The organism is Planctomicrobium aquicomposti (assembly GCF_051466325.1).
GTDB lineage: Bacteria > Planctomycetota > Planctomycetia > Planctomycetales > Planctomycetaceae > Planctomicrobium.
This window is the reverse complement of the sequence record NZ_CP195792.1, coordinates 4,905,641-4,921,937: the sequence shown is the minus strand read 5'-3', so window position 1 is coordinate 4,921,937 and position 16,297 is coordinate 4,905,641. Positions and strand designations below refer to the sequence as shown.

Below are 16,297 nucleotides of genomic sequence, written 5' to 3'. Positions count from 1 at the left end.
TGTGTCGTTGCTGCTTGTTACTTGGCTGCGACGGCCTGCTGAGAAGTGGCAAACCGCTGCTGGAACTCACTCAGTGCTGTCTTCAGCTGATTTTCGAGGTCGTCCGACAACGCCTGGGTTTCCACCAAGGCGTTGCGGATCTCACTCTTCTCGTCTCGAATGAACTGCAGCAGTTCTTTCTCGGCGCGGGCCACCTGGTTTCGGGGGATCTGGTCGAAATATCCCTTGGTTCCGGCGTAGATCGAAATCACCTGGTCGGCGACATGCAGCGGTTCGAACTGCGGCTGCTTGAGCAGTTCCACCATGCGGTAACCGCGGTCGAGCTGCCGCTGGGTGGCGGCATCGAGCTCGGTTCCGAGCTGGGCGAAAGCTTCCAGTTCGCGGAAGGCCGCAAGGTCGAGTCGCAGGGAGCCGGCGATTTTCTTCATCGCCTTGGTCTGGGCGTTCCCCCCCACGCGGGAGACCGAGATCCCCACGTTGATGGCGGGACGAACCCCGGCGAAGAAGAGGTCCGGCTCGAGGTAGATCTGCCCGTCGGTGATCGAAATCACGTTGGTGGGAATGTAGGCCGACACTTCCCCTTCGAGTGTCTCAATGATCGGCAGTGCCGTCATCGATCCGCCGCCGAGTTCATTATTGAGCTTGGCGGCCCGTTCGAGCAGACGGCTGTGACAGTAGAACACGTCCCCGGGGTAGGCTTCACGTCCTGGCGGACGACGCATGAGCAGCGACAGCTGGCGGTAAGCCTGTGCCTGCTTGGTCAGGTCGTCATACACGCAGAGGGTGTGCTTCCCCTGGTACATGAAGTGTTCGGCAATGGCCGCACCGGCATATGGGGCGATGTACTGCAGCGGAGCCGGGTCGGCGGCGGAGGCGGCCACGACGATGGAGTAGTCCATCGCTCCGTTGGCGGTCAGAGCTTCCACCACAGCGGCCACGTTGGCGGCACGTTGTCCACAGGCGACGTACACGCAGATGACGTCGCCCCCCTTCTGGTTGATGATCGTGTCGATCGCGACGGCGGTTTTTCCGGTCTTGCGGTCACCGATGATCAATTCGCGCTGGCCGCGTCCGATCGGGGTCATGGCGTCGACCGCCTTGATTCCGGTCTGCAGCGGCTGCTTCACTGGCTGCCGCTGGGCCACACCGGGGGCGGGGTATTCGACCGGTCGGGAATCGGCGGTGACGATCGGACCTTTGCCGTCGAGCGGATTTCCGAGCGGATCGACCACACGGCCGATGAGCGCATCGCCCACGGGCACCGAGAGCAGTTCGCCCGTGGTTTTGACTTCGTCCCCTTCCTGGATGGACAGGTAGTCCCCCAGGATGATGATCCCCACCGAGGTCTCTTCCAGGTTGAAGCAGAGGCCGCGCACGCCGTTGGCGAATTCGACCATTTCACCAGCCATGGCTGATGACAGGCCGACCGCGCGGGCGATTCCGTCGCCCACTTCGATGACGCGTCCCACCTCCGCGGTCTGGATTTGACCCTGGAAGTCTTCAATTTCCTTCTGGATAACTGAAGCGATCTCGTCCGCTTTGAATTTCATTGAGGTATCCCTCGCGCAGGCGCTGCCGCAGGTTTTTCAACCGCGTGCTGAGCGACCCGTCGTAAACTGTGTCACCGACTTGAATCACCAGTCCGCCGATCAACTCTTCGTTCACCGAAGGAAGCAGAATCGGCTCGCTGCCCAGTACGGAATGAAGTCGACTTTTAATACTTGCCAGTTGTTCTTCACTCAGCGGGACGGCACTCTTGATTTGTACCCGCTTTTGCCCGGCACGGCGTTCATGTTCCTGCCAGGCTTCGCTGAGAATGAGCGGCAGGAGGTCCAGCCGTTCATGTCGTCCCAGCACCTTCAAAAAGTTCGCCAGGAAGGGGGTGGCGCTGGGCTGGATCGCCCGTTCAATCAAGCCCACCTTGTCGTCCCGGCCAATCATTTCCGACGTCAGCAGCTGGGCAAACTGCGGGTTCCGCTCCAGCACGTCATCGTGGAATGACGTCAGTTCTTCGAGCGGATGTTCCACGGCAGCTGACTTCGCTGCATCGAGATAGGCAATCGCGTAGACCCGCGCGACCGCCTGCGCACTGGGATCTTCCAGCACATGTGACGGACGTGTCTTCGGGGTTTCGGCCATTTGTCTGTCTCAACTGAAATCTTGAGCGTCAGGAAAATCGAGGGGCATCCGCTGCATCAGCGAATGGCCATCTCGCCCAATGTCTTGTCCACCAGTCGCGCCTGATCGCTGGCCTGCAGGCCTGCTCGCAGCCGGGCTTCGGTTGCGGACGTGACCTTGTCTGCCAGCGTTTCAAACAATTCATTCAGGGTCTGGTTGCTGACCCGGTTGATCTCGTGTCGGACCCGCTCGACGGAAGCCTGCGCTTCTTTCTGGGCGAGGCCGATGATCTCATCCCGTGTGTACTTCGCATCACGGTCCGCTTCGGCCAGAATCTCTCTCACGGTCTCATCGAGCGATTCCATTCGTCCGCGGGCTTCCTGCAACAGGCTATGTGCCGTGTCGAGGTCATCCTGGGCGAGTTGAATCGCTTCCGTTTCGGCTCGTTCCCGGTCGGCCATGGACGACACCATGTGATCCCACAGTCCGAGCTTCTTGATTGCCGCCAGGAACAGCACAAAGGCAATGGCTGACCACAGCGGCAGGTCGGACTTCAGGGAATAGGCATCGTGATGGCCTGCCTCGGCAGCGTCTGCATGGGCATCCGCGGAGGAGGCTTCATGCGGAGCGGCGTGCTGCTCGGGCGCGGCGACTGCGTCCATCGCTCCGATGGAGATCAGAGCCATGCCTGTCAGACACGTCAGCCAGAGGCGAATCGACTGAAACACGAAGAGGTATCCTTTTCGAAGCCTAGAATCGGCGACCCGCAACATGTTCTGTTGCAAGTGCCACCTGTTCTTCCACCCGCGATTCCAGATCCTGGATCGCGAATTTTCTGGCCTGTTCAATTTCCGCCAGAGCAGATTCCTTGATCCGGCGGGCTTCCTGTTCGGCAGCGGCCACGATCTCCAGTTTCCGGGCCTCGGCTTCCGCGCGAGTTTTCGCGAGAATCGAGCTCACCTGTTCCTGAATCTCAGCCAGCCGCCGGTCTGCCTGCTGCTTGAGCTGCTCGATCTCCAGCCGGGCGGCCCGCGCATCGGCGGTCGCCTGTGACACCCGTTCTTCACGGCTGTTGAGGCTGTTGATGAGCGGCACCCACACCAGCGGCCGCATCCAGTAGACAAAGCTTCCGAACACGATGAGCGTGAACAGAAACATCGTCAGGTCGAACGCCAGAGGCGGAACGTTGTAGTCGGGATGACCGTCAACGTGACCAGGATCAACCACATGCTCGCCCGTGGCGTGTTCGATGATCTTGTCGAACTCTCCATGAGTGATCGAGTCGTGTGCGTTGGAACCGGACGCCTTGGTGGCGGTGGCAGCCGGTTCAGCCCACGCCAGCGAACTCCAGGCCGTGACGCAAATCGCGATCACGATCCACATTCGGCTTTGAATGATTGGCTGTGCTTGCATGTTGAACCGCTGGGACGAGGAACTCTCACGACGAATGTGAAATTCGCAAAACTGCAAATTACTTGATGAAGCAGACGATGAGGGCGAGCAGCGTCACCCCTTCGATCAGAGCGGCGGCGAGAATCATGCCCCCGCGGATGTCACCAGCAGCAGCCGGCTGGCGGGCGATGCTTTCCATGGCGGCAGCACCGATCTTGGAGATGCCGTAGCCGGCACCCAGAATGATCAGGCCCGCACCGAAGGTCGGCGTCAGGTCGATGAACGCACGGGCACCTTCCTGAGCCATGGCCGGAACTGCAAATGCCAGCAACGCCACTGCGAAGGTGAAACTGATTTGAATTGCGCGATTCACTGGAAACTCCTCTACTTGGAAATGCGAACCTAATTCGTCGGAATTTTGAACCTTGATTCCCCTGGCTGCCGACTCAGTGCTCGTGCAGCGACATGGCAATGAAGATTGTGGACAAGAACGCGAACACGTAGGCCTGAATGAAGGCCACGAGCAACTCGAGCAGCCCCACACCCACTTGGCCGACCAGACTGCCGAAGGTCACCAGTCCCCAGCTCCAGTGATGGGAGGCGGAGGCGATGAAGGTCAGAATGGCTGCCAGGGCGGTATGGCCACCCATAATGTTGGCGAACAAACGGACGGCCAACACAGAGTGCTTAATGAACAGACCGGCGACTTCAATGACAAACAGCATGCCGATCAGAATCGGCTTCAATGCTCCGGGTGCATCGATTCCAGGCACCAGGTGAGCCCAGAAGCCGACGGCCCCATGCTGCTGGGCACCGTAGTAGTATGTCGCTGCAAAGGCGACCAGGGCCAGTGCGGCGGTCATGCTGATGTTTCCGGTCGCGGACCCGGCCCAGGGGAAGGCCCCCAACAGGTTGCAGAACAGAATGTAGAAAAAGCAGGACCAGATGAACGGCAGGTACTTGTCGGCCGGGTGTCCGCTTTTGGCGTGTTTAACGATCTCGTGGGCATCGGTATGCGAAGCCGCAACCTGATTCGGCTGATGCCCGTGCCCGACGTCGTGTTCGTGGTGGGCATGCGGATCGCCGATCACGGGGCGAACGAGTTCATCCCGCAGGTAGACGGCGAGCATTTCCCAGAAATTCCAGAACCAGCCGTTGACCGGCTGCCCGTTGGCACCCCGTTTGGCCAGACCCCGGAAAATGATGAAGACCAGCAAGACTGCAATAAGCTGCAGCAGCATGAACTTCGTCAAGGGAAGGCCGAGAAACTCCGGGATGTGGACCTTCATCCCGAACGGAAGCTCGAACTCCTGGAAGTCGTAAACGTGATGAAATGTTCCGTGAGCGGCTAACATGCAACCTTCTCACTTGCGGCCGGAAAAGGGCCGGGCTGGTGAACTGTTCCGCCTGACAGGCAAGCCCGGTACAGAAACCAGGTTTCGACGGCCAGATTCGCGAGATAAATCACACCCAGTGTCACGAAGAACACGGGTGACCACAAACCTTCAATTCCCTTGGCCAGGACGAAACCCAGGCCGAGGGTCAGACTAATTCGCACCCCCGTCACCAGCAGGATGGCGGGCGGCGCCGCTCCGAAAGCCGTGAGCAATGTCACGGCCGCTGTCCCCACAATCAGGGAGGCGAGGACCGCACAGGCAGTGGCTCGCAGGACATCGGGAACGTCGAGCACCTGGGCGACAACTGCGCACGCGACACCCGCGACCAGAGTCGCGGCAATCATGGCGGCAATTTGAACCCCAAAGGTTTTCACGAATCACTTCCCGATCCGGTGCTCGTGTACCGGTCCATCGACCTCACGAGCTTCCAGAGATGCCATGTCGAGACGGTCATCCCGACAATACTTCCCGCAATCAGCAGCCACGGGGTTGTTCCCCAGCGGCGGTCTCCCCAGTAGCCGAGCACCACACAAACCGCAACTTCCAGAGCAACTCCGGAAAGCTGGGTGGCCCAGTAAAGGGTTAATCCTAGCGTCGGCTTCCTGTTGGCCTTGATCACTTTGACCCGGAATAAATTGGGTACAGAAGACGTGCGCGAGGTGTCCCGAGGAGTCTAGTGACGCCCCAAAATGAAGTCAAAGCCGGTGATTTACTTGCCGCAGGTTTCCCCAAATTTGGCGAGCACCGTGATCCGCACAGGCGACACTCCCGTTCTAATCCCATTCGTCGAGGGGCAGAGGCGCATCGGGAACAGGCCGGTTTTCGCTGGTTTCCCCGCAGTTCGGCACCGTACCCTTTTCTTTGGAATGCCGTTTCCTGATGATGGGAAAAAAGGGGGTGCAGATGGCGCAGGGCAAGCAGAGGCCACAGGGGGCACCAGGAGCGGGGGAGGCGTCTTCGTTCGACTCCCCGACCGGAATGGGGAAGACCCCTCCGTCTCGCACTAATACAGCGGCTTCAGGCCGCGAAGACCCGCAAGCGGACAGACTGGAAGTGGTTCAGGCGGGGGAGAGTTGGCTGCACGTGCGGTGGACTGTTTCTGCCCGGACGCTTGAGCGGGCCCACTCGTCGATGGGACGCGACGGATTTCGTCGACGGCAAGTGTTGCGCCTGCATCGGGTCGATCAGGATGAAACCGGGCCGCGAGCCAAAGTCTTTGCCAGCGAGGTGGAGATTCCCGAAGAGGCACGGGAGTGGTTCCTGGCGGTTCCCCGGTTACAGGCCGCCTGGGCTGTGGAGATCGGGTTTGTGTTCGGCAAGGAGCGGTTCTTCTCCCTGCTGCATACGACGCCAATCATGCTCGTTCTCCGTCGTGAAGGAAATGACGCGGCACGTGAAGTGTTTGACCCGACCCCCCTCACCAATCTGCCGGATGCCGGTCTTCCTCCGCCGCTGACGCTGGCCGGCCGGCTCCTCGTTCTGGGGCAGACCCGTCCTGCGGCCCAATTGACCATCGACGACCAACCGGTCGCGATCGATCCGCAGACGGGGCAGTTCCGCTGGGAGCTTTCGCTGGCCAATGGGCGTCGGGTCCTGCCGATCATTGTTTCGGATCGAGGAAAACTGCAGCGGGCGCTGCTGGCGGTCGACGTCAACTTTCATATCCTGCCCCATGAGGTCGTCGATGAGGACTGACGATTTGCACGGGTAGAGCGGGGGAAATTCCGGATGCTTGATAAAATGTAACGGTCGGTCGAAGCTGTTCGCTGGGGCTGTCCCGGCGTTTTGATTTTTCATTGAAATCCTGTTCTCTCCCATGCAGACTGCACTGGACTACGCCAGCGAACTGATCGAATTTGACTCCGTCAGTTCGAAGTCAAACCTGCTGATCACCGATCACCTCGAGGAACTGCTCAAGCGGTTTGGTTGTGACACAGAGCGGGTCGATTTTCGTGATCCCCGCGGAGTTCCCAAAGCCAATCTGATCGCCAGACTGGGGTCGGGCCACGGTGGCTTTGCATATTTCGGCCATACCGATGTGGTCCCCGCTCACGACTGGAAATTCGCAGAGCACGGACCGTTTCAGCCGACGGTCCGTGACGGGCGACTCTACGGGCGGGGGAGCTGCGATATGAAGGGCTCGGTCAGCTGCATGCTGGCGGTCATGGCATCGCTGACACAGAAGAAGCTGCGGGAGCCCGTTTACTTCTGCGTGACGGCCGATGAAGAGGTCGGCATGCTGGGAGCCATGCAGGTGGTCGGCCACTCGCAGCTTTACCGGGAAATGGTGGAGCACCAGACGCGCGCCGTCGTCGGCGAGCCGACCCTGTTTGACGTGATTTACAGTCACAAAGGTGGTTGCGGAGTCCAGCTGACCGCGCATGGTCGAGCAGCTCATTCGAGTACCAGTCAGGGGATCAACGCTAACTGGAAGATGATTCCCTTTCTGGCGGAAATGAAAGCTCTGCATGACGAGCTGGAATCCGATCCCCGCTGGCAGAACGAGGAGTTCGATCCCCCGACGATGAGCCTTAATCTGGGCATCAACGATCACAACCCGGCGCTCAACATCACTGCCCCTCAAAGCGTCTGCACGATCTACTTCCGGGCGATGCCCGGGGTCGACACCGATCCGGTGCTCGATCGCATTCGCACAGCCGCCGCAAAGCAGGGACTGGACTTCGAACTCAGGTTCCGGGCCACCCCGTTTCGTGCTGATCCGCAGTCACCCTTTGTGCGGGAATGCTTGGAGTATTCCACGAATCCCGTTCCCCGGACGGTCTCCTACGGGACGGACGCCGCGCGGTTTACGGAGCTTCGCAATTGTGTGGTGATGGGGCCGGGCAGCATTGCTCAGGCTCACACGCACGATGAGTGGATCGACCTCACGGAGCTGGAACGCGGGACCGGGATCTACCGGAGCATGGTCGAACGCTGGTGCCTGGAGGCGTAGTCGGGACGCCGTTGAGATGATCTCGCCCGTGCGCAGAAAGCAGACTTCTGATGAGACTCTTCGCAGGAACGCCGTTCGATCGTCCGCCCCGTTGCGAACGTTGTGACCAGCTGGAAGCGGAATGTTCCTGTCCTCCCCCGGCGGAACAGCGGACACCGCCACAGAAGCAGATCGCGCGGGTCGGCCTCGATAAGCGCAAGGGAAACAAGCTGATCACCACCGTGCGCGATCTGAAAGATGAAGGCTCGCATCTCACCGAACTCCTGACGCTGCTCAAGTCACGCTGCGGAGCGGGTGGATCGCTGCAGGCAGGAGTACTTGAGCTGCAGGGAGATCAGCGCGAACGGGTGGTGACTGAGTTGTCGAAGCTGGGCTACCGCGTGAAGTGAAGCAGCTCTGGTTGGAAACAAAATCTGGCTGGAAACAAAAACAGCCCCCGGCGTTATCGCCGGGGGCTGCATCGTGAGATCGCGGTCCAACAAACACGCGCTGTCAGCACCTGCTGACGCAGCGTGCCGGGTTGCCGTGGTTACTTCTTGGCCCGTTCGGCCTTTTCCTTGCGGCGGCGTTCGATCACTTCTTCCTGGATGCTGCGTGGAACCTGCTTGTAAGAGCCGAATTCCATGCTGAAGCCACCCTTACCCTGGGTCATCGAACGAAGTTCATTGGCGTAGTCGAACATGGCCGCCAGCGGGATTTCCGCGTTGATGTACGCGGTCCCTTCACGGGTGTCGGTCTGGGTGATGACACCCCGCTTGCTGGAGAGGTGGCCAGTCACCGAACCCTGATACTGTTCGGGAACTTCCACTTCCAGCCGCATGATCGGCTCGAGCAGGACCATGCCGGCCTTCTCGAGAGTTTCACGCATTGCAGCCCAGCCGCAGGTTTCGAATGCCTTTTCCGAGGAGTCGACATCGTGGTAGCTGCCGTCGTCGAGATCGGCACCGACGCGAACCACTTCGCACTCGATCAGCGGCCCCTTGACGAGGGCCCGTTCGAAGCCTTCCTGCACAGGCTTGATATACTGTGTCGGAATGCGTCCCTGGCTGATGTTGTTGTTGAACTGGAACGGCACATCGGAGTTTTCGGGGAGCGGGAAGATCTTGCCGACGACGTGTGCGTACTGGCCGGAACCCCCGGTCTGCTTCTTGTGCTTGTAGTTGTACTCGACGGTCTTCGTCGGCATTTCCTTGTAGGCCACCTTCGGTTCCCCGACGTTCACTTCGCAGCGGTATTCCCGCTTGATGCGCTCGATGTAAATTTCGAGATGCAGCTGACCCATGCCGGCGATGATCGTTTCGTTGGTTTCCGGATCACTGCTGACGTGGAATGTCGGGTCTTCGCGGCGGAAGCGCTCCAGAGCCTTGCCGAGGCGGTCGGCACCGTCGCGCTGGGCCGGTTCGATCGACAGACGGATCACCGGTTCCGGCACGAAGATGTTTTCCAGTGAATAGTTTACGCCGTCGCCGCAGAAGGTGTCCCCCGAAGCGCAATCGATCCCGACGATCGCCACAATGTCGCCGGCTTCGGCGATATCGATATCTTCGCGATCGTTGGCGTGCATGCGCACCAGTCGGCCGAAGCGGACCTTCTTGCCGGTACGGGTGTTGACGTAGCTTTCGCCCTTCTTGATCGTTCCCTGATACAACCGCGTGTAGGTCAGCTGGCCGAACTGTTCCATGACGGTCTTGAACGCCATGCAGACCAGCGGATCGGCCGGGTTATCGCTGAGGTTGACCCGCTTCACTTCCTGGTCGGTGAGTTCGCCTGCCTTGCGAGCCTTTTCGGTGGCGTCGATGTCGATGGCGGTCACGAGCCGGTCGGTCGGATTGGGCAGGAAGTGCACCACGCCGTCGAGCAGTTCCTGAACCCCCTTGTCCTTGAACGCCGAACCGCACATCACCGGGGTGATATCCTGAGTGAGTGTGGCAGCGCGAATGATCTTGCGGATCTCGTCGGAGGGGATGTCCTTCTCTTCCAGCAGGGCGACCATCAGGTCGTCGCTGAACATGGAGAGGGCTTCCAGCATCTCGTGACGGTACTTCTTGGCGTTGTCGAGCAGGTCGGCGGGAATCTCTTCACGCACGACGTCTTCACCGCGGGCACCGGCAAACGTGATGGCGACCATGTCGATGAGGTCGATCACCCCTTCGAAGGTCGGTCCGGCACCAATGGGGATCTGGATCGGAACCGGAGTGGCGCCGAGCTTTTCCTGAATCTGCTTGACGACGCTGTAGTAGTTGGCGCCGGTCCGGTCCATCTTGTTGACGAACGCAATGCGGGGGACTTTGTACCGCTTCATCTGGCGGTCGACGGTCAGCGACTGGCTCTGCACACCACCGACCGAGCAGAGGACCAGGATGGCCCCGTCGAGCACGCGGAGACTGCGTTCCACTTCAACGGTGAAGTCCACGTGGCCCGGGGTGTCGATGACGTTGATGATGTGGTCGTCCCACTGCACCTGGGTCGCAGCCGAGGTGATGGTGATTCCGCGTTCACGCTCCAGATCCATGTGGTCCATGGTGGCACCATCGCCGTCACCCTTCACTTCGCCGATTTTGTGAATACGACCCGAGTAGAACAGGATGCGCTCCGTCAAGGTGGTCTTGCCGGAGTCGATGTGAGCGGAAATACCGATATTACGTACTTTGTTGAGATCCATGGCGAACCCAGTCAGGAGAGACGGTCAAAAAGAAAGACAGAGGGTGGAGACGGTGGTTTCCAGCGGAGACCAGAACTCGCGAAGGTCCAGTGTGCAGCACACACAAGGAGCGTCCGCAGACAATGCTGCTACGACTTCACGAATGAAGCCGAGCTAATTCCGAACAGCCCGAATGGGGTTCTGCATTGTCAGGGTCCTGTCTCAATCGCTTCGAGACCCGCTGCAATGAGGCGCTGTGCAGGTCAAGACATTCTTCGTCCGATGTACCTCTGTGGTCCCCCCTGTTGCATGGGGGTGTTGCGAGAGCCGACCGCAACTCATCAGACACGTCAAGCGGCAGGCTTTTCAGCCTGTTTCCCGTAAGGCAAGGTCCAAGCGGTCCTTCCGCGACGTAATGGGCAACGGAGGGATCATATCGACTCGTGGGGTGACGGGGAAGAGGAAATTCCGGTCAATTCCCGTGAGGATTCGACTTGCAGCGGTGGCGTTGTTTTAAGGTGTTTTTGGGGAACGGCTTACGTTGCCTGGTGGGCTTTTGCTTCGCCCCTAGCGACCCGTCCGCGACTTCGGTTTGGGAACGTCAAAATCATATTCAGCGACGTCCTGGGGGAGGTCAACTTCTACCACATAGGGCCGAAACAGCGGGTTTCCGGACTCGACAATTTCCCCTCGGTCATTGTAGGGGATGCCGTCGAAGCCAAAGATCTTCACGATCATTGCCCCACCGATCGTCCCACGATTGGGCGGCGTGGAGTAGCGACCCTTTTCGATTTTGGCAAATGTGCCGGGTCCCTGGTTTCCCCGTTCCGAATTCGGGCTGAACCGGATTTCTCCGGCGGGCACGGGCTGTCCGTTAAAGGTAACGTTGCCGCTCAACGCGTACCGCTTGGGAGCTCCCGAATCGCCGCAGCCGGCCTGGAGTAGCAGGCCGCTGCAGGCCACCATCAGTGCGGCAGGAGCGAAGGAATTGCGAGGATCGAGCATCAGCAGTACCTTTTGGCATTGGGAACGGTTCGCCCCGCCACAGGAGCTTGGTCGGGGTGGATGCGACGAAGGCCTGTGCGCAACGCTTTTGTACACAGGCCCGGTCGCGACGCAAGGTGCGGTAGAGAGATGATCGAGGCCCCATCGCTGTGTCGATGGAACGCTCGATCCGCTCTGTCGGCCCGCCCGCTGAATCGGTCACCAGCGAGCGGGGTCTGGAAAGAGCAGCCCCTGCTAGAACTCACCCAGCGGGACGCCGTCGGCAATGCTTCCAAGGCGGTGATAGAGCTTCTCGTCGACATTTTCGCTGAGAAACCGGACTGAACCATCTCCGAGCATAATCTGGCAGCCACCCACGTGGTGGCTTCCCAGCAAGCGGCTGGCAATCGTCAGCATCTCGTTGATCCGGGTGTCTATCGCCGTCGTGTTGTAGAAGTTGATCGGGTCATAGGCGACAACCGAGAGCAGCATGATTCCCGAGCTGCCCAGCGAACCGCTGGTCGACCAGCCCAGGCCGCGGGCCCGATTGGAGTTCTGGTCATCGGAAGGGAAATACTTCGTTTCGCCGATGATCATCGTGTTGGTCGTGCCATCGGTGATGTCCCGGGTGGAGATCTTCGAGTTGGCAAAGAACGTCCCGTTGCGACTGAAAGCTCGCGCATTACCGTTGGCGTTGGCACAGTCGAATTCGCCACCTCCCTGCAGGCCGACGTAGTCGAGGTGAAGAGGGAAACGGCTCGTGGCGGAGTCGGAGGGGCATTGGTACACCGGAACTCGGACCAGCTTGTCGCGATTGGGCGCTGGGGTGTAGTTCGCGTCGCTGGAGAAATAGCCGTCCTTTCCTTCAAAGGAAAACTGGTTGTAAATGCTCGACAATTCCAGCATCGGGAGAATCAGCACGGTCCAAGGCGCGCCGTTCGAATCGGAATTTGTTCCACAATAGCGGGATTTTGCGCTAGATCCGTAGCCCCCTTCAGTCCAGTTGCTACCGTTAGCAACCCAACCGGGGGGGAACACTGAGTGCACGTCGTGGTAGTTATGAAGAGCCAGGCCGATCTGCTTGAGATTGTTTTTGCACTGGCTGCGACGGGCCGACTCACGGGCCTGCTGCACGGCGGGGAGGAGCAGGGCCACCAGGACAGCAATGATCGCAATCACGACCAGCAATTCGATGAGGGTAAACCCCCTCTGGAGGGCAGCGTTTCTCTTGTGCATTCGAAATTCCTTACGATTCATGATGAAGAACTGCAGGCAACAGAATTGCAATGCAAGAACAGGCTGTAACGATGGCAGCACTGTTTGAAAATCGTGTGAAGATAGCGACGTTTTTTGGAAAAATCGAAGCGATGCGCGTCGTCTTGGGAGTGGGGGATCCGAGGAGGAGCCATCTCTTCAGATCGTAGCACCCTTACGTGTAAGCAATTCGGCTGTTCCGAGCCAGAGAAATGTCCAGTAAATATAAAGATTTGTTGAAATCGGGTTTCGTTGGTGAGGAACGCAATTCTCTGCATCTCGGCAATTCATAGTCATTGCGGAACCCGGGACGCCGATTTCGTCCCGATTCGCCTCGAGAACATCTCTCTTCAACACTGTCAGCGGTCCGATGTCCCAAAGTGCTTTCCTGTTGCCGTCGACTTCTTTCCGCATCGGTGCGGTCGAACTCCCGCATCCGTTTGTCCAGGCGGCGCTCAGTGGTTACAGCGACTGGCCGATGCGGGCACTCGCCCGGAACTATGGAGCGGCCTACACCGTCGCCGAGGTGATGATCGACCGCTTCGTGAACGAAGTCCGCGGAACCGGCAAGACCGCCCATCATCTATATGTCGCTGAGGAGGATCATCCGGTGGGAGCCCAGCTCATGGGGTCCGATCCGGAGCAGTTTCCTCCCGCAGCGACCCGGCTGGTGCAGGCCGGTTTCGACGTGATCGACATTAATTTCGGCTGTCCCGTGAAGTCCGCCATCGGGGGGTGTCGGGGGGGCTATCACCTCAGTCAGCCGTTGGTAGCGCTGGAGATTGTGAGCCGTGTGCGCGATGCCGTGCCGGCGGACATCCCTGTCACGCTCAAAATGCGACGGGGGATCGATGACAGCCCCGAGAGCCGGGACCGTTTCTACGAAATTCTGGATGGTGCGTTTGCCCGGGGAGTCGCCGCCATCACCGTGCATGGCCGGACAGTGGTCCAGAAGTACGTCGGGCCCAGCAACTGGGATTTTCTCCGTGAGGTCAAACAGTACGTCGGGGACCGCACCATTCTGGGGAGCGGCGATCTGTTCACCGCGGAAGACTGTGTCGCCATGTTGCGGCAGACCGGGGTGAATGGAGTCACGATCGCACGGGGGGCGATCGGCAATCCGTGGATTTTCCGGCAGGCGCTGGCTCTCTGGCGGGGTGAGACGCCACTTGCTCCCCCATCGGTTGCGGAACAGCGAGCGGGACTGCTTGAACACCTCGGGCTGATTGCCCGTCTGCACGGGGAGGAGCGGGCCCCGGCGCTCTTGCGGCGATTCGCGTTTCAGTATGCTCATCGCCATCCCCAGCTGGAGGAACTGCGGGTCGCGTTTTCCGGTGTCCGCACGCCGCAGGACTTCTCCCAGCTGCTGGACCGTTTTTATTGCTGACCGGAACGGAGGCAGCGCTGCTGTGCAGCGGCCGGAATGACGGCTAAACTGAAGCGATTCGACCACTCCGCTCGCGAGTTCCGGTAATGAATGAAACTGACGGGCACGAACCGGCACCTGATCCTCAATCCGACAATCCCCTGCAGCCAGATCTGAAACTTGAGCTGCCCGATGACCTCCCTCCGGTGGAACCCCCTTCGGCCGGGATGATTGTCCAGCTGTTTCTGGTTCCGGCCCTGATTGTGGCGGTGATTATCGGCGTTTATGCCCTGTTCGGCCGACTGGCTTCGCAGGAACTGGACTGGCGCCAGCTGGTGGTCGACGTCGGGAGCGAGAACTCGCACGTTCGGGGAAGAGGGGCGCTCGGGCTGGCACAAATGCTTGATGTCGATGCCGCCCGCGGAGACAAGGGGCAGCATCTGGCGGCCCGGCCCGAGATCGCGACGGCCCTGACCAAGCTCTACAGCAAGATGATTCCGCTGCAGAATCTGAATCAGCAGGAGACCAACGAAGTCGAGTTCCTTTCAAAAGCGCTGGGACGGCTGGAGTCTGTCGACATTGTCGCTCCGGTCCTGTTGCAGGGGATTCAGCCGGAGCGGAATCACGACATCCGGAAGCATTCCATGACCGGTCTGGCGATGCTGGCCGGCACCGCGCTGTCGGCAGGACATCCGCTGGCCGATCCGGCATTCACCGCGCAGATGATCACGATTTCTCATGAGCCTGAGCCGCTGTTCCGGCATCAGGCGGCCTATGTGCTGGGGTTGGTCGACAGCCCGGATGCCCGCACGCGGCTGACGATGCTGCTCGACGATGCTGATGAGATGACCCGCCTGAACGCCGCCATCGCCTTCACCCGCCAGAACCGGCTCGACGGACTTCCGGTGCTGGAGTCGATTTTCGCGGAGGCCGAAGGCTGGAAGCTCGACCCGGCGGGGGTCAAGACTTTTCCGGAAGAAGAACAGTATTTCGAGCGGATGTTGATGCTCACCAACTCGTTGAAGGGGGTGCGGCAATTGATTCCGCAGCTGAGCGAAACCCAGCGGAATGCGGTGGCCGGACAGCTGGAGAAAATTGTCGCCGGAACGCACGATGCCGTCCTGAGGACTGAAGCGCTGGAGACGATTCATCTGCTGAAGGCCTCGGGAACATGAACCCTGTCCCCGGTATGAGTGTCGGGATTCGAAGTGAACAATGAGGGATACGATGCGGTTTACGAAGATGCACGGCGCCGGCAATGACTATGTCTATGTCAACGCCTTCGCCGAAAAACTCCCCGCCGATGTCACGGAGCTGGCCCAGCAGGTAAGCGATCGACACACCGGAGTCGGCGGTGACGGTCTGATTCTGATCTGCCCCTCCGAACGGGCCGACGCCCGGATGCGCATGTTCAATGCCGATGGAAGTGAATCGGAAATGTGCGGCAACGGGGTCCGTTGCGTGGCGAAGTATGTTTACGATCATGGGATCGCCCGGAAGGATGAACTGACGATCGAAACGGGTCGGGGAGTGCTGACCCTGCAGGTTTTCCCGGAGAGTGGCCGCGTCCAGCGGGTCCGTGTGAACATGGGACCGCCGATCTTCGAAGCCGAACAGATCCCGACGACGCTGCCGGGGAACCCGCCCGTGCGGGTGCCGCTGGCGGTTGATGGCCGGACGTTCGAGGTGACCGCCGTTTCGATGGGGAATCCGCACTGTGTCACCTTCGTTGACGAGATCACCGACGATCTCGTGCTGCGGGTGGGTCCGCAGATTGAACGGCATCCCGCCTTTCCGCGTCGAGTGAACGCAGAATTCATTCAGATTCTCTCGCGGACTGAAATGAATATGCGGGTCTGGGAGCGGGGCAGCGGGGAAACGCTCGCCTGCGGGACCGGTGCCTGCGCTGCAGCGGTGGCGGCTGTACTGAATGGCCTGACGGAGCGTCGTGTCCTCTGCCACTTGCGGGGGGGCGATCTGGAGCTGGAATGGGCCGAGAGTGGCGAGGTCTACATGACCGGCCCCGCTACGGAAGTCTTTTCAGGGGAGTGGCCCGTCTGACGGCCTGCTGATCGTCGTTCTGCCCCATCCCGGGGGACTCTCCGCAGGAGTGTTTCGCAAACGGGAAACCGCTGCTGGGGGGAACCGATTGGGTATTGCCTTTGTCCAGAGGGTCAGAGAGAATTCAGTTG

At 59.9% G+C, this 16,297-nt stretch carries 17 protein-coding genes; 6 read left to right on the top strand and 11 right to left on the bottom strand.

Translation table 11 applies throughout. The annotated features are described in order from the left end of the window. Positions 1–17: 17 nt before the first annotated feature. The 8 genes from atpA to SH664x_RS18965 all read right to left on the bottom strand — a co-directional run bounded on the left by atpA (position 18) and on the right by SH664x_RS18965 (position 5,526). The gene (atpA, locus tag SH664x_RS19000; RefSeq protein ID WP_437203555.1) at positions 18–1,550 is read right to left on the bottom strand and encodes a F0F1 ATP synthase subunit alpha; all 1,533 of its coding nucleotides are present in this window, start codon (positions 1,548–1,550) and stop codon (positions 18–20) included. Continuing rightward, positions 1,501–2,139: an ATP synthase F1 subunit delta gene (gene atpH, locus SH664x_RS18995; protein WP_437203553.1), complete on the bottom strand. Its 639-nt coding sequence runs from the start codon at positions 2,137–2,139 to the stop codon at positions 1,501–1,503. Before atpH ends, atpA begins: the two co-directional genes overlap by 50 nt. 56 nt (positions 2,140–2,195) lie before the next feature. Next, on the bottom strand, positions 2,196–2,846 hold the full coding sequence (locus tag SH664x_RS18990) for a F0F1 ATP synthase subunit B family protein (protein ID WP_437203552.1): 651 nt from the start codon (positions 2,844–2,846) through the stop codon (positions 2,196–2,198). A gap of 22 nt (positions 2,847–2,868) precedes the next feature. Further along, complete coding sequence (locus SH664x_RS18985; RefSeq protein WP_437203550.1) at positions 2,869–3,531, bottom strand: ATP synthase F0 subunit B; 663 nt, start codon at positions 3,529–3,531, stop codon at positions 2,869–2,871. 58 nt (positions 3,532–3,589) lie between these two features. Beyond that, a complete protein-coding gene (locus SH664x_RS18980) occupies positions 3,590–3,817 on the bottom strand; it encodes an ATP synthase F0 subunit C (protein ID WP_437207272.1) in 228 nt (75 codons plus the stop codon). 139 nt (positions 3,818–3,956) lie between these two features. Continuing rightward, entirely contained in the window at positions 3,957–4,865 is a 909-nt protein-coding gene (gene atpB, locus SH664x_RS18975; protein WP_437203548.1) for a F0F1 ATP synthase subunit A, read from the bottom strand. Further along, positions 4,859–5,281: a hypothetical protein gene (locus tag SH664x_RS18970; RefSeq protein ID WP_437203546.1), complete on the bottom strand. Its 423-nt coding sequence runs from the start codon at positions 5,279–5,281 to the stop codon at positions 4,859–4,861. Before SH664x_RS18970 ends, atpB begins: the two co-directional genes overlap by 7 nt. Then, the gene (locus SH664x_RS18965) at positions 5,278–5,526 is read right to left on the bottom strand and encodes an AtpZ/AtpI family protein (RefSeq protein WP_437203544.1); all 249 of its coding nucleotides are present in this window, start codon (positions 5,524–5,526) and stop codon (positions 5,278–5,280) included. Before SH664x_RS18965 ends, SH664x_RS18970 begins: the two co-directional genes overlap by 4 nt. 260 nt (positions 5,527–5,786) lie before the next feature. On the opposite strand from SH664x_RS18965, the gene SH664x_RS18960 reads away from it, so the two are divergent. From SH664x_RS18960 to SH664x_RS18950, 3 genes are all read left to right on the top strand, one after another. After that, complete coding sequence (locus SH664x_RS18960) at positions 5,787–6,602, top strand: DUF4912 domain-containing protein (RefSeq protein WP_437203543.1); 816 nt, start codon at positions 5,787–5,789, stop codon at positions 6,600–6,602. A gap of 121 nt (positions 6,603–6,723) precedes the next feature. Next, positions 6,724–7,860 (top strand): M20 family metallopeptidase, encoded by a 1,137-nt coding sequence (locus SH664x_RS18955; RefSeq protein ID WP_437203541.1) that lies wholly within the window; start codon positions 6,724–6,726, stop codon positions 7,858–7,860. Between the two features lie 50 nt (positions 7,861–7,910). Next, the gene (locus SH664x_RS18950) at positions 7,911–8,249 is read left to right on the top strand and encodes a translation initiation factor (RefSeq protein ID WP_437203540.1); all 339 of its coding nucleotides are present in this window, start codon (positions 7,911–7,913) and stop codon (positions 8,247–8,249) included. A gap of 140 nt (positions 8,250–8,389) precedes the next feature. Here the strand turns inward: SH664x_RS18950 and fusA are convergent, their stop codons facing one another. The 3 genes from fusA to SH664x_RS18935 all read right to left on the bottom strand — a co-directional run bounded on the left by fusA (position 8,390) and on the right by SH664x_RS18935 (position 12,721). Next, entirely contained in the window at positions 8,390–10,522 is a 2,133-nt protein-coding gene (gene fusA, locus SH664x_RS18945) for an elongation factor G (protein ID WP_437203539.1), read from the bottom strand. Positions 10,523–11,068: 546 nt separating this feature from the next. Beyond that, positions 11,069–11,506: a hypothetical protein gene (locus SH664x_RS18940; RefSeq protein ID WP_437203537.1), complete on the bottom strand. Its 438-nt coding sequence runs from the start codon at positions 11,504–11,506 to the stop codon at positions 11,069–11,071. Between the two features lie 234 nt (positions 11,507–11,740). Beyond that, entirely contained in the window at positions 11,741–12,721 is a 981-nt protein-coding gene (locus tag SH664x_RS18935; protein ID WP_437203536.1) for a DUF1559 family PulG-like putative transporter, read from the bottom strand. Between the two features lie 409 nt (positions 12,722–13,130). On the opposite strand from SH664x_RS18935, the gene SH664x_RS18930 reads away from it, so the two are divergent. The 3 genes from SH664x_RS18930 to dapF all read left to right on the top strand — a co-directional run bounded on the left by SH664x_RS18930 (position 13,131) and on the right by dapF (position 16,166). Then, on the top strand, positions 13,131–14,126 hold the full coding sequence (locus SH664x_RS18930; protein ID WP_437203534.1) for a tRNA dihydrouridine synthase: 996 nt from the start codon (positions 13,131–13,133) through the stop codon (positions 14,124–14,126). Positions 14,127–14,212: 86 nt separating this feature from the next. Further along, positions 14,213–15,280, top strand: coding sequence for a HEAT repeat domain-containing protein (locus tag SH664x_RS18925; protein ID WP_437203533.1), 1,068 nt, complete (start codon positions 14,213–14,215; stop codon positions 15,278–15,280). 52 nt (positions 15,281–15,332) lie between these two features. Further along, positions 15,333–16,166, top strand: a complete 834-nt coding sequence (gene dapF / locus SH664x_RS18920; protein WP_437203531.1) for a diaminopimelate epimerase — start codon at positions 15,333–15,335, stop codon at positions 16,164–16,166. The last annotated feature ends 131 nt before the right edge of the window (positions 16,167–16,297 follow it).

What these genes read in the sequence shown, in the direction of transcription:
- atpA (WP_437203555.1), bottom strand. Translation starts at nt 1,550, where the DNA reads ATGAAATTCAAAGCGGACGAGATCGCTTCAGTTATCCAGAAGGAAATT.
- atpH (WP_437203553.1), bottom strand. Translation starts at nt 2,139, where the DNA reads ATGGCCGAAACCCCGAAGACACGTCCGTCACATGTGCTGGAAGATCCC.
- SH664x_RS18985 (WP_437203550.1), bottom strand. Translation starts at nt 3,531, where the DNA reads ATGCAAGCACAGCCAATCATTCAAAGCCGAATGTGGATCGTGATCGCG.
- SH664x_RS18980 (WP_437207272.1), bottom strand. Translation starts at nt 3,817, where the DNA reads ATGGCTCAGGAAGGTGCCCGTGCGTTCATCGACCTGACGCCGACCTTC.
- atpB (WP_437203548.1), bottom strand. Translation starts at nt 4,865, where the DNA reads ATGTTAGCCGCTCACGGAACATTTCATCACGTTTACGACTTCCAGGAG.
- SH664x_RS18960 (WP_437203543.1), top strand. Translation starts at nt 5,787, where the DNA reads ATGATGGGAAAAAAGGGGGTGCAGATGGCGCAGGGCAAGCAGAGGCCA.
- SH664x_RS18955 (WP_437203541.1), top strand. Translation starts at nt 6,724, where the DNA reads ATGCAGACTGCACTGGACTACGCCAGCGAACTGATCGAATTTGACTCC.
- SH664x_RS18950 (WP_437203540.1), top strand. Translation starts at nt 7,911, where the DNA reads ATGAGACTCTTCGCAGGAACGCCGTTCGATCGTCCGCCCCGTTGCGAA.
- fusA (WP_437203539.1), bottom strand. Translation starts at nt 10,522, where the DNA reads ATGGATCTCAACAAAGTACGTAATATCGGTATTTCCGCTCACATCGAC.
- SH664x_RS18940 (WP_437203537.1), bottom strand. Translation starts at nt 11,506, where the DNA reads ATGCTCGATCCTCGCAATTCCTTCGCTCCTGCCGCACTGATGGTGGCC.
- SH664x_RS18935 (WP_437203536.1), bottom strand. Translation starts at nt 12,721, where the DNA reads ATGCACAAGAGAAACGCTGCCCTCCAGAGGGGGTTTACCCTCATCGAA.
- SH664x_RS18925 (WP_437203533.1), top strand. Translation starts at nt 14,213, where the DNA reads ATGAATGAAACTGACGGGCACGAACCGGCACCTGATCCTCAATCCGAC.
- dapF (WP_437203531.1), top strand. Translation starts at nt 15,333, where the DNA reads ATGCGGTTTACGAAGATGCACGGCGCCGGCAATGACTATGTCTATGTC.